Below are 11,873 nucleotides of genomic sequence, written 5' to 3'. Positions count from 1 at the left end.
CAGAGCGGCGAGGTGCCTCCCGTACCCATCCCGAACACGGAAGATAAGCTCGCCTGCGTATCGGTTAGTACTGGAGTGGGCGACCCTCTGGGAACGCGGATTCGCCGCCCCATTCATACTTTCATATTGCTTCACAGAGCGACGGCAGTGCTCTGTGGAGCTTTTTGTATTTTATACCAGTAGCAACATCGCTGTCTCGTACTTCACAGATCCCGTCGCTATGGAGTTGAAGATATCACCCGGAACACTAACGTCCAGCCTCATCCCGTGGCGGCATGCCGCGTCAGCTGGCTAACCCTCGTGCCGGGCGTATGTTGCGTGCCCGGGTTCGCCGTACTGTCATCGCACCCAAGTGGGTAGACTCGGACGGGGACTAAAGGCACGCACCTGTTCTAGGAGTGTCGCCCGTTTAAACGTTTGTAGCTGTCTCGAGGATGGGGCATCGTTAAGACATTATTGCTCAGTCTGTGGGGGAGACTCATCACTCGAGTCGGTGAATCGTGGCTGGATGCTGTAGCGGAAGTAGCCGGTCCAGAAGAGGGCAAACACGAGGCCCAGTGCGAGGATCATGAATCGGTCTTCGATCCCGGCCATAATCGGTGCGTAGGCGGCAGTCAGTATGACTGCGTAGTTGTAAAACAGGACCGCGACGTCGTCCATAGTGAGATCCATATGCTGGTCTCGTCTCCACAGATGTTAAATTTCGGTGGTTCGGTTGGGTGGAGAGTCGATACCGTGGTGGCTCTGTTGTTTTCTCCGGTGGCCGTCTCGTCTCGAGGCTGGGGTGGAGTGAAGACGCGAGGCTGGCTTGGTCGATCAGCTATGTGTGTATAGATATCTAGCACATAGTTCAGTAGTGTCTGCAGTACGTGTGGCGTCATGGAAACGTTTCGTGGTGTCCAGCGTCCAGATGGGCGGATCGGAGTCAGAAATACGGTTGCAGTGGTTCCGCACCTCGAGTCGTGAGAGACTGTGACTGATTACTGTCGTCAGTTGGTGAGCTATCGGCGTAACTGGACAGGGGTTTTCCACACTGTGTCGTGTATGAGTGTCGCGTGGGTGACTGAGATGAGTCCTGGGACGGAGAAGCGACGCGCCGCTGCAACGTGTGGGTCCTGTGGCGAAATCGGAATCGTCCGGGTTTGGGAAGATGGGACGATTCAGCCGGTAGGCCAATCGAGTTTTTGTGGCTGTTCGACACCTCGTATACAACTGCTCGAAACGTAGTCAATCGCTCGTCTAACGCCTGGTCAGTAGAGGTACTGGTCTTCTGGAAGTTGGACGTACTTGCCGTCTCGGTACTGGTACTTGCGTTTCTTGTAGCTCGCGAGGATTTTCATCGCATCAATCCCGGCGGTGTACTTCTTTGAGATGAGGGTGTTGTCAGTGCCGTTACCTTGCATATCCGAGACGACGTCGAACGCCCAGTCCCAGTCGTCGGGCTGGTAGTCTCTGACGATGTCCGCAAAGGAGACGTTTCGCAGGATCTCGTCGCCAATCGCGCGCTTCCAAACGTCGTTGTAGTGCTCGAGCGAGTCAGTTGCGGCGAGTCGGCCGGCGATCTTGCCTGTGCGGACGGCGACATGGTAGCCACCTTCGTGGAAGGCAGAGGTGGTTCCCATTGCGCCGCCGGCCACGGCGATGTTTGCGCCGACGGGGGAGTCGATTGGGCGCGTCGAAGAGATCGGATACGTTTCGGTCCCCTTCGACTTGCCACGATCTTCGACGAGCGGGATGTCCTCCTCGATATCGTACTCGTCGCCGTACTCGAGTTCGAGCAGGCGGCGGATGTACTCTGAACCCGAGGGAATCCGCTCATCATCGGACTCAAGGAGTGCGTAGGCTGCAGGGTTCTCGACATCCTCGAGGTCCATGCCGATTGGCATGGTCAGGCCGACGCGGGCGACCGTGCCGTCGTTCGGGAAGATCCACGGGTAGGCGGTTTCGCCGGGCATGTAGCCCCACCAGAATTTGAGCATGTCTTCGAACTCCTCGAACAGTTCGGGTGGGAACTCCCGGTACTCCTGGTAGGCGATGTGGTTTGCCTCTGGTGGTGAAAGGTAATCCGAGACGCTGCGGCCGGGGGCGGTGAACTGATCGAGTGCGTCGAGTGTGATTCGACGCTGTGGGCCGTCGGCGAGGATGACGTACTGCGCTTCGATCTGGTCGCCGTTCGACAGCGTGAGCGTGTGGGTTGGTCCCTTCTCGCTCGAGGAGCGGAGATCGGTCTCGAGGTCGGAGACACCGGTACCGACGCGCAGGTCTGCGCCGGCGTCGGCCGCGCGCTCGTGGAGCCAGTCGTCCATCCGTGCACGGTGGAAGGTGTAGCCGAACTTGGGATAGGTGGCGTCCATTCCAGTCGTCGTCATTGTGACGGCGCTGTTCGGGCCGATGAATTCAGTGCCCTCGAGTTCCCGGTGGATTACCTCGTCGGGAATCTCCCGGTAGTCAAAGTCCATGATGTCGATCCAGTAGTCGAGCATGCCGGCGGCATCGGTCGAGTCGGGACCGAGTCCGTCGCGGTCTTCCCGTGGCACGCCCTGCTCGAACAGCACGGTTTCTGCGCCATGGGATGCGGCCCGTTCGGCTGCGGTTGTACCCGCGGGCCCACCGCCGACGATTGCGACATCAACGCGTTCCATACTCCCTTGGGACTCAGCCACCCGTATTAAACCGCATGAAATTCCTGCCGGGACGAACGCTTTTAGGACTCCCTCTCGAGCAGATGAACATGAACGAGGGCAACACCGACGAGTTCGACGTTCTGGTGCTTCGAAAGGGGACACACGGCATCCCAATCGAACAGTATGCTGCGGCACTGCGCGAGCGATTGACGGACCGAACCGTCAGACTAGCGCGCACGCCAGCCCAGGAGCGCGAGTTAATCGACGACGCCGAGTTCGTCACCGGCATGCTCCTCTCTGATGACGTCCTCGAGGCGGCCACGAATCTCGAGGTGTTCGCCTGCGCGTACGCGGGGACAGGACATCTTCCGCTGGATCAACTCGAGGAGCGAGGCGTTGCGGTGACGAATGCCTCGGGCGTTCACGGCCCGAATATCGGCGAGCACGTCCTGGGTGCAATCCTCCGATTTACTCGCCGGTTCCACGTCGGCCAGCGCCAGCAGGACCGTCGGGAGTGGCGCCACTACCAGGCCCACGAACTGCAGGGATCGACGGTGACAATCGTCGGGTTGGGCGCGATTGGGCAGGCGATCACCGAGCGCCTCGAGCCCTTCGGTGTGGACACGATTGGCGTCCGGTACACGCCTGAGAAGGGCGGGCCGACGGACGAGGTCATCGGCTTCGATGGCGATGCGTTCCACGAGGCACTCGCCCGGACGGATTACCTCGTGCTTGCGTGTCCGCTAACGGAGACGACGCGTGGACTCGTCGGTCGCGAGGAGTTGTTGACCATCGACCCCGAGGCAGTGCTGGTTAACATCGCGCGCGGGCCGGTCGTCGACACCGATGCACTGCTCGAGGCACTTCGCGGGAATCAGATTCGCGGAGCCTCACTCGACGTGACCGACCCGGAACCACTGCCCGAGGATCATCCGCTCTGGAACTTCGGAAACGTCCAGATCACGCCCCACAACGCGGGTCACACGCCGAAGTACTACGACCGCCTGGCCGACATCGTTGCCGAAAACGTCGAGCGCTTCGATGCGGGAGACGGCGCTGATCTCCGCAATCAGGTGCTGTAAGCGCCACGCTCAAGCAGTCGCTCCACAGCCTGCCGATACCCACCGTATTTTTTCGCTTCGACCACGCAGTAGGCGTATGGACGCACACTCGAGTCTGCCAGCCGACTCTGGATCGGCGACTCGTCCGATGACTGATGACTGCATGGAGGGCGGGCAATGACGCTGACCTTCGACGGAACGGTGGTCGTTCCCGTTGCTGATCCCGATGACAGCGAGCGAACTGCAACGGCGGTTGCATCGCATCTCGAGGCGGGAAGCACGGCAATCATCGTTAACGTGATCGAGAAAGCTGGCGGCGCACCCGATAAGGCATCGATGGCACAACGAGAGGAGTACGCCGCCGACATGTTCGACCGGGCACGCGAGGCGCTTGCGAACTCACCAGCGACGATTGAGACGGACGTTCTCTACGGGACCGATGTCGTCGAACGCACGTTCGCGGAAGCCCAGGATCGGAACGCTGACGCCGTTGTCTTCACTGCTCGAGAGGGGAACCGACTCGCTGAACTGCTGACTGGTGACGTCGCTCGACGCATGGTCAAAGAGGCATCCGTGCCGGTCGTGGCGCTACCCCAGGAGTAACCCAGCTAGTCGGACTCGCTGAAGACGGGTTGGGAATCGATCCTGCTGACGAGGATGTGGCGAAGTCCAACGACAAGCCCGTGGTCCGGCCCACTCGCCCACAGTGCCGTTTCCTCGAGTGATGCCGTTTGGTCCCTTTCCGTGATCCCACTGACGAGGACGGATTGCCGGTCAGCCATGACGATCCGGCCGAGTCGCTTTTCAGCGAGTGATGCCGGGTCAGCTGCTAGATCCGTATTGGCAATGTGGGCCGTCGGCACGGCATCACGAATCGTCTCTTCAGCCGTGGCGGACGAGACCTCGATGTAGACGGTGACGTCACGGTCGCTTGCTGACTCGAGCGCATCGAGAAATGAGCGCCCGAACGTCGACTCGTCTGCGGCAAGCACGTACACTTCTTCGGTTGCCTCCTTGAGGAACGATTCGACCCGGTCGCTGACGTGATCGTGATCCGCGATTGCCCAAGCACCCTGCTCATCCGGGTGGCTCGACTGTTGGAGGTTCGACAGTGCCTCGTCGGTCGCCTCGAGCGTGTCCGTGTACTGGTTTCGCAGCGACTCGAGAGCGGCGTCAGTCGAGATAGCGCGGTATTCGCGCGGATCGGACTGTTGGATGTCGACGAGTCCGCGTCGATGGAGTCGTTCGACGGCGTCGTACACCCGCGAGCGTGGGACTTCGGAGAGTGTTGCGACCTCCGAGGCGGTTGCTGTCGACACTCGTGAGAGCGCAACGAAACACCGCGCTTCGTACTCGGTCAGCCCCAGTTCGATCAAGAGCTGTACTGCCTGCTCCGCTGTGGGCATACCCCTATATAGAGACAGTAAGTGCTGGGCGTTCGGCTTGCAAGTACCGGACCTTGGATTACCCCCGGCTCTATGCGACGTGGTCGCTCCCTGCAGCCTGCAACGAGACCGTATTCCGCTCGAGGTCGAACTCGAGGAGACCGGCTTCGACCAGTTTCGGGACGTGGTGATGGCGCAGTGAGATGCGGATGCGGCGTTTGGTACCGATCAGTGCGTCACCACAGGCCGCAAGCGTCCCGCGCTCGTCTGCGTGGTCCGTCGACAGCAGGTGGTCTGCGAGGTCTGCAATTGGCACTGACTCCGTCTCTGCTTGTGCCGAGAGATACTCGAGGATGGCTCGCCGGCGCGGATCGGTGGCGGCGTCGGCTGCGTGCGTATTCGCCGTCGACTCGTCCGAAGATTCGTCTTGAGCGTCGCTAGCTGTCCCAGACATGGGCGTCAGCGATTCAGGATCGCTCACTACGGGAAGCATACCTGCTGTTGGGTGTGACTCGGTATGTGTTCCCTGCCAAATCATGCAGGGCCGATTCGACTGACTATCCGGAGCGCGGACTGCTTACAACAGGTCTCGAGCGCGACCTAGAGGTAGCCGTTCTCGAGCAACAGTTCCCCGTTCAGGACGCTTGCACCGGCTGCGCCGCGAATCGTGTTGTGTGCGAGGCAGTTGTACTGTAGCCCGAACGGTGTTTCTTGGAGGCCGCCCGCGGCGATGGCCATGCCGTTACCGAGCGTGCGGTCCATCCGTGGCTGTGGCCGGTCCGGTTCATCGAAGACGTGGATGAGCGGGTCCGGCGAGGATCGAAGATCCAGGGAGGGGTATGACTCCATTGCCTCCGCGGCCGCCTCGGGCGTCAGGTCGTCTTCGGTCTCGACCCAGACGTTCTCGAGGTGGCCATCGATGGTCGGAATGCGGTTACACGACGCGGAGACGGCCATGCTGTTCTGGTTCAGTTCCGCACCGTCGAACTCGCCGAGGAGTTTTCGGGACTCGGTCTCGAGTTTGTCCTCTTCGCTGCCGATGTAGGGGATGGCGTTGTCGATGATCTCCATCGAGGTGACGCCGTCGTAGCCCGCACCCGAGACGGCCTGCAAGGTCGAGACGTGGACCTTCTCGAGGCCGAACTCGGTGAGCGCGGCGAGTGTTGGCACGAACGTGATCGTCGAGCAGTTCGGGTTTTTCACCAGTGCGCCGTCCCAGCCCCGCTCGTCGCGCTGGACCTCGAGCAAGTCGAGGTGGTCGGCGTTGACTTCGGGGATGACGAGCGGGACGTCTGCTGCCATCCGGCTATTCGAGGAGTTCGATGAGACGATGTAGCCGGCTTCACAGAAGCCAGGTTCGACCTCGGCACCGACGCTCGAGGGGAGCGACGAGAAGATGAGGTCGACGTCGTCCGGCACGTCGTCGGGATCGGTTGCGGTCACCGTCATCTCGCCGATCTCATCGGGGATTGGGCTGTCGACGCGCCACTTTGCTGCCTCTTGATACGTGTGTCCGGCACTCGATTCACTGGCGGTCAGGGCAGCGATTTCGAACTCTGGATGAGGCTCGAGGAGCTGAATTAATCGCTGTCCGACAGCGCCAGTTGCACCGAGTACGCCTACTCGTACTGCCATTTTCCGTCAGTGGGAGTTGTGCCCGCAAAACGGTTTGGGTTTCAGTCTCATTCGCATGATCAACCATGCACGAGTAAGCAGTCTCAGCGATGGTGGGAGTGAGCCGTTTCCACTGCCAAGATAGAAGAGATTAAGAAAACAGAGTTGCACACATCGACTTATGCAGTCACGTCAGATCCGATCCGAGACCGGTTCCGGAGCGACGGTCCTGACCGGTCGCCACCGGTCGGCATCCACATTGGTCAGCCAATCAGCCGAGAGTGCAACGGAGGAAGTTCGATGACGAACGCAACCGCAGACTCGAACGAGGGTGGCCTGTTCGATTCGACGTTCAGCATCGGCGCGGTCGCCGTTGCGGTCGTGTTCGTTTTGATCGGCCTGTTGATGGCATGGACCGGCTATCAGGACGATGAACTCTTGCTTGTTGGCACCGAAATGAGCATCATCTCTGGGATGGCCGGCCTGATGGTCACCTGGTTTGCCGGTCTCGTCGCTTTCGTTATTGCGGTCTACATGGAACCCGGCTTCGATCAGTAAGCGACGTTTTGGGTTTTGACTTGCCGTCGTCTCGAGCGATACTGATTTTCTGGCGATGGGACACTCACTCGCTGGTGCGCTCGACAACGAGCGTTGTCACTCGAGAGACGTAGCGATAAGTACGGAGTACTCTGTTGATTATGCCGTCGCGGCCTGCGATCCTTTCTTCCGGGTGACGTAGCCGGCGATACGGTTACGGACGCCCTTGGATTCGACGTTCGTGAACTTTTCGACGCTGTCTTTGTTCTGCTCGAAATCGGTCGTAAACGCATCCGGGTACCGCTCTAGGAGGAGCTTCCCGGTCTTCTTGACATAGGCCGGTTTGATTGCCATACAGGGAGGTTCCGTCCAGAGGCTCTTAATCCCTTTCTCTTCCGCCTGCATCCGTCTGCCATCAGTTGGGTGTCGCTTGGCACTCAGGGTGTATCTTATCCCATAGTCATACTTCTTATTCTCTACACCACCCATTCGGTTTCGACAGTTATGGTAAAATAAGAGAGTGAATTACTACAATTTATATAGGAGGGATTGGCAAGCAAAAGTGATGGTCTTACACTTCAAGAAAGCAACGAGCGTGTATCGGCAGACGCTGCCGTACGTACTCTTGCAGTTCGGTATTGGGGTCGTATTCGCACTGATTGGTGTTATTTACCTCAGCCTCGTTACGTGGTTGGCATTCAGATTCTTTGTTGGCGATGGGGGGCTGAGCCTGCTCATTGTCGGGGCGATAATGGTGGCTGGGTTTGCCTCCTTTGCGTACGTCTGGCGGCTGATACAGCGATATTTCCTGTATATGGTGAAAACTGGTCACGTTGCCGTCATTGCACACATCATAGACAAGGGAGAGGTTCCGGAAAACCAGATCCAGTACGGCATGACACAGGTCGGGGACTACTTCATGTCGGCCAGCGGGCTATGGGTGGTCAGTGAGGTTGTTGATGCGGTGATCAAGCAGTTCAACAAAGCGGTCGCACGGGTCGAAGACATGATCCCGCTCCCGATTCCCTCACAACTCCGGACGCTGATTGCAGTCGTCCAGAAGTCGATTGTACTCGCTGCACGCTATCTCGACAATGCGATTATTGCCTACATGTTCGTCGACCGGAACGAGAACCGCTGGAAGTCCGCTCGTGACGGTCTCGTGCTGTATGGCAAGACCTGGAAGATGGTGCTCGGCTCGACGCTGTTGATCGTACTGGGGATGTACGTCCTCTCGTTCGTCCTCCTTTCGATGCTCGCACCAGTCGCCGTTGCGATTGACATTCTTCCTGGATCGCTCCAAATCATTTCGTGGGTGTTCGTCGGCGGGATGGTCGCCGTTTTCCACACTGGTATCGTCAAGCCGTGGGTGAAGACAGTCGTCATTACGACCTTCCTCATCGAACAGCGGGATAAGACGCCAGACAGCGAGACGATGGAGTGGCTCGAGGAGAAATCCGATAGATTCTCCGAACTGATGGAAAAAGCCGAGAACGACGAGCCACTCGACGAGGATCACGTAGAAGACCGGAAGCCAGCCGAAGCGCTTGATCCAGCCGACTGAGTCGACGAGACGCTTCGAGCCGATTTTTCGCCGCCATGAACCGGTTCGAGCCGATGCACTCGAGTGTCCAGTCGACTGTCACCGTTTGTGTGGCGGTCACCACTCAGCGTGTTCGCGCACCCGCTCGAGTGCGGCCTGCTCGCGGGGGCTGCCAGCCCGCTCGACGACCGATTCAAAAAAGGCGAGTCGGTCCCGCAGTTCGGCGTCGTCGTAGCCGGCAACGCCGAGTCTCGAGGTAGCGACGGTAGCCTCGATGACGGCCCCGAATCCGCGGGAAATCGTCGGCACGGTTTCGCGCTTGATGGTGGTCTCGAGTGGCTCGAGTCGCCACTGTTCCCATTCGGTTCCGTTCTCGGTGCCGCTGTCGATTCGCTCGACGGCGACGCGGGTCCAGGCGGCTGCGTGCTCGAGGACGGGGTCGTCGTGTTCATCGATTGTGAGCGCGGCGTTGACGAACGTAATGGGGTCGTCGACGAACTGGACGTAGCCTTCGCCCTCGCGGTGGAAGTTGCGTCGGGTGCGGGTGTTCCCCCACGTTGTTGCGGTTGCAGCGTTGGCCTCGTCAGCGCCGGCGAAGACGCCGAGTGCAGCGGCGTTCCACAACTCGTTGGGGCCGCGCGTCGTGACGACGGTTTCGGTGACGCCGGCGAGGTCGACGGGCCACTCGGCGTCCGTCTCCGCTGGAGGCTCGTCGCCAGCGTCGGTCATACTTCGAGGTCCCCGTGCTCGAGGGCAATGAACAGGCCGGCGGCAGTCACGTCCGCGGTCGTTCCGGGGTTGACGCCGCGCTCGACGAGTTCATCTGCAAAGGTTTCGACGGCGTCGGGGTCGGCCTCGAGTGCATTGGCGTCGTGCAATTCGGCGGCGTGCTCAGTGACGTCTCGAGCGACGTCTTCACCGTGGCGCTTCGCGACGAGTGTATCGGGTCGCTCGGCGAGCAAGGAGAGAAAGACTGCTGCGGCGCGCTCGAGTGGGGTGCCGTCGACGTCGGTCAATCGCTGTGCGGCGGCAAACGACCGCTCGAAGCCGGTGACCCACTCCCGGGCCACGTCGTCGCCGGGGACGCTACGATCCATTACGTCCAACAGGGTGAGTCCGCGCTCCTCGAGCGTCGGGACGGCGTCGCCGCCGCGGCGCACGTCGAGGGGAGCCATGTCTTCGGGCGGGTCGGCGACGAAGACGTCAACGTGTTCGAACGCGCGATAGAAGTTCGCGGCGTCGGCGACGGTCGTCTCCTCGACGACGGATTCAACGACCGGCTGAGCGAGCTCCTCACGCGCAGCGCGCACGAGGGGGGTGAGCAACAACAGTGCGCCGAACTGTGTGTTGCCGCCGCCCTGGGCGGCCATTCCCTTGACGGCGCGTTCGAACGCCGTGCCGACGGCTGCACCCTCGGCTGCCATCTCGAGGCCACGTTCGGTGCCGACGGTACCTGCGAGAAAGTGATCGAATCGGAGGTCTGGAAGGTCTCGATGGCGGTCGACGTTGCCCGGTTTAGGTGTCCCCGCGACCTCGAGTAAGAGCGCCAATCGTGCGTTCTGGGCAGGCGTGCGCGGTGGCATGCGTATACTGGTACTCTGTGGCTGGGTGGGCTTAGGCGTACGGTTCCAGTCGACGAACACTGGGTTGTGGTTTCAGCGTGGATCACCACCCCTAAACCGCCCGTTCCCTAACTGCCGTCGATGACTGACACGGAGTCGGGAGCCGACTGGGCGTTGCCCGATGACCTCGAGGCCGTCCAGACGGCGCTGATCGAGTGGTACGAGGGCGACCATCGCGACTTTCCGTGGCGACGGACCGAGGACCCCTACGAGATTCTCGTGAGTGAGGTGATGAGCCAGCAGACCCAACTCGGGCGCGTCGTCGAGGCCTGGGAGGAGTTTACGGAGCGCTGGCCGACGACGGCGGCGCTCGCGGAGGCTGACCGAGCGGACGTGGTCGGCTTCTGGATCGATCACAGCCTCGGCTACAACAATCGGGCGAAGTATCTCCACGAGTCTGCACAGCAAGTCGAACAGGAGTACGACGGCGAGTTCCCGACGACGCCCGATGAGCTACAGGAACTGATGGGCGTCGGTCCCTACACCGCCAACGCGGTCGCGAGTTTTGCGTTCAACAACGGCGACGCGGTCGTCGATACGAACGTCAAACGCGTCGCCTACCGCGCGTTCTCGATTCCCGACGACGACGCGGCCTTCGAAGACGCTGCTGCCGACCTCATGCCGGAGGGCGAGTCACGCGTCTGGAATAACGCCATCATGGAACTGGGCGGCGTCGCCTGCGAGCAAACCCCCAACTGCGACGAAGTCGGTTGTCCCTGGCGCGAGTGGTGTGACGCCTACGCGAGCGGGGACTTTACGGCCCCCGACGTGCCGACCCAGCCGAGTTTCGAGGGGAGTCGCCGCCAGTTCCGCGGGCGCGTTATCGGCACCCTTCGCGAGTACGACGAACTCGAGATCGATACACTGGGTCATCGCATCCGCGTCGATTACACACCCGATGGTGAGTACGGCCGCGAGTGGCTCACCGGCTTGCTCTCGGATCTCGAGGATGACGGGTTAGTCGACCTCGAGATGGAGACGGAAAGTGAGCCGGTCGCGCGGCTTCGTCGGTAGTCCTGCAAAATCGTTTTTGATCTACTCGACGGTGATCGTCACCGTCACATCTGCACCGTCGGCCAGCGCCGCGACGAGGTCGCGGTCGAACCCCTCGGCAGCGAACTCGGCCTCGAGCATGATCGTCCGGTCGTCGACGTACTCGCTGGTTCGGCCAACCGCGCTTCGCTCGTTGGTAAACTCGAGTTCGGGGTCGCCGCGTCCCGTCACCGAATCCGTGTAGCCGTTGGCCTCGAGTTCGACGGTGATCGTTGCGGTTTCGTCCTGACAGGCGTCGACGAAATCGGGATCGAAGTCTGTGGGTGCGCGATCAGCGTCGATTGCGAGAATACAGTCTCCAGCGGGGGTGAGATAGTCGTCGGTCGTCACTTCGAACGTGCTCGCGTGCTCGGCGCTGACGTGCTCATGGCCGCGGGCGTGGATGACTTCGTGCACGTCTGGCGGTTCGCGGCCGGGCAGAAAACGCACTCGAA

At 60.7% G+C, this 11,873-nt stretch carries 14 protein-coding genes and 1 rRNA gene; 6 read left to right on the top strand and 9 right to left on the bottom strand.

What is annotated here, in order from left to right; translation table 11 throughout:
- Nucleotides 1-113, top strand: a 5S ribosomal RNA gene (rrf, locus tag B2G88_RS17880); the annotation flags it as partial.
- Between the two features lie 340 nt (nt 114-453).
- Here the strand turns inward: rrf and B2G88_RS17875 are convergent.
- Together B2G88_RS17875 and B2G88_RS17865 are read right to left on the bottom strand one after the other, a co-directional pair.
- Nucleotides 454-672 carry a hypothetical protein gene (locus B2G88_RS17875; protein WP_054862698.1) on the bottom strand — a complete coding sequence of 73 codons (219 nt, stop codon included), beginning with the start codon at nt 670-672 and terminating at the stop codon, nt 454-456.
- A gap of 578 nt (nt 673-1,250) precedes the next feature.
- Entirely contained in the window at nt 1,251-2,642 is a 1,392-nt protein-coding gene (locus B2G88_RS17865; RefSeq protein WP_087715560.1) for an NAD(P)/FAD-dependent oxidoreductase, read from the bottom strand.
- A gap of 89 nt (nt 2,643-2,731) precedes the next feature.
- Here B2G88_RS17865 and B2G88_RS17860 point away from each other — a divergent pair, with 89 nt between their 5' ends.
- A complete protein-coding gene (locus B2G88_RS17860) occupies nt 2,732-3,706 on the top strand; it encodes a D-2-hydroxyacid dehydrogenase (protein WP_087715559.1) in 975 nt (324 codons plus the stop codon).
- Between the two features lie 156 nt (nt 3,707-3,862).
- On the top strand, nt 3,863-4,288 hold the full coding sequence (locus B2G88_RS17855) for a universal stress protein (RefSeq protein ID WP_087715558.1): 426 nt from the start codon (nt 3,863-3,865) through the stop codon (nt 4,286-4,288).
- Nucleotides 4,289-4,293: 5 nt separating this feature from the next.
- Here B2G88_RS17855 and B2G88_RS17850 read toward each other — a convergent pair whose 3' ends face one another.
- The 3 genes from B2G88_RS17850 to asd form a co-directional block, all read right to left on the bottom strand.
- On the bottom strand, nt 4,294-5,091 hold the full coding sequence (locus B2G88_RS17850; RefSeq protein WP_054862699.1) for a TrmB family transcriptional regulator: 798 nt from the start codon (nt 5,089-5,091) through the stop codon (nt 4,294-4,296).
- A gap of 70 nt (nt 5,092-5,161) precedes the next feature.
- Nucleotides 5,162-5,551 carry a DUF7344 domain-containing protein gene (locus B2G88_RS17845; protein WP_245835435.1) on the bottom strand — a complete coding sequence of 130 codons (390 nt, stop codon included), beginning with the start codon at nt 5,549-5,551 and terminating at the stop codon, nt 5,162-5,164.
- Nucleotides 5,552-5,670: 119 nt separating this feature from the next.
- Nucleotides 5,671-6,705, bottom strand: coding sequence for an aspartate-semialdehyde dehydrogenase (asd, locus tag B2G88_RS17840; protein WP_087715557.1), 1,035 nt, complete (start codon nt 6,703-6,705; stop codon nt 5,671-5,673).
- 279 nt (nt 6,706-6,984) lie between these two features.
- On the opposite strand from asd, the gene B2G88_RS17835 reads away from it, so the two are divergent.
- Nucleotides 6,985-7,242 (top strand): hypothetical protein, encoded by a 258-nt coding sequence (locus B2G88_RS17835; protein WP_054862700.1) that lies wholly within the window; start codon nt 6,985-6,987, stop codon nt 7,240-7,242.
- Between the two features lie 138 nt (nt 7,243-7,380).
- Here B2G88_RS17835 and B2G88_RS17830 read toward each other — a convergent pair whose 3' ends face one another.
- On the bottom strand, nt 7,381-7,575 hold the full coding sequence (locus tag B2G88_RS17830) for a 30S ribosomal protein S17e (protein ID WP_054862738.1): 195 nt from the start codon (nt 7,573-7,575) through the stop codon (nt 7,381-7,383).
- A gap of 211 nt (nt 7,576-7,786) precedes the next feature.
- On the opposite strand from B2G88_RS17830, the gene B2G88_RS17825 reads away from it, so the two are divergent.
- Entirely contained in the window at nt 7,787-8,785 is a 999-nt protein-coding gene (locus tag B2G88_RS17825) for a hypothetical protein (RefSeq protein WP_054862701.1), read from the top strand.
- Between the two features lie 96 nt (nt 8,786-8,881).
- On the opposite strand, the gene B2G88_RS17820 is transcribed toward B2G88_RS17825, so the two are convergent.
- Complete coding sequence (locus B2G88_RS17820) at nt 8,882-9,493, bottom strand: DUF447 domain-containing protein (RefSeq protein WP_087715556.1); 612 nt, start codon at nt 9,491-9,493, stop codon at nt 8,882-8,884.
- Nucleotides 9,490-10,347: a triphosphoribosyl-dephospho-CoA synthase gene (locus B2G88_RS17815; RefSeq protein ID WP_087715555.1), complete on the bottom strand. Its 858-nt coding sequence runs from the start codon at nt 10,345-10,347 to the stop codon at nt 9,490-9,492. Before B2G88_RS17815 ends, B2G88_RS17820 begins: the two co-directional genes overlap by 4 nt.
- Nucleotides 10,348-10,467: 120 nt before the next feature.
- Here B2G88_RS17815 and B2G88_RS17810 point away from each other — a divergent pair, with 120 nt between their 5' ends.
- A complete protein-coding gene (locus B2G88_RS17810) occupies nt 10,468-11,400 on the top strand; it encodes an HhH-GPD family protein (RefSeq protein ID WP_054862702.1) in 933 nt (310 codons plus the stop codon).
- Between the two features lie 21 nt (nt 11,401-11,421).
- On the opposite strand, the gene B2G88_RS17805 is transcribed toward B2G88_RS17810, so the two are convergent.
- A complete protein-coding gene (locus B2G88_RS17805; RefSeq protein WP_054862739.1) occupies nt 11,422-11,835 on the bottom strand; it encodes a DUF371 domain-containing protein in 414 nt (137 codons plus the stop codon).
- Between the last annotated feature and the right edge of the window lie 38 nt (nt 11,836-11,873).

Origin of the sequence: Natronolimnobius baerhuensis (assembly GCF_002177135.1) — an archaeon.
Lineage (GTDB): Archaea > Halobacteriota > Halobacteria > Halobacteriales > Natrialbaceae > Natronolimnobius > Natronolimnobius baerhuensis.
The sequence above is the reverse complement of the archived record's forward strand: the minus strand, read 5'-3'. Positions and strand labels throughout refer to the sequence as shown.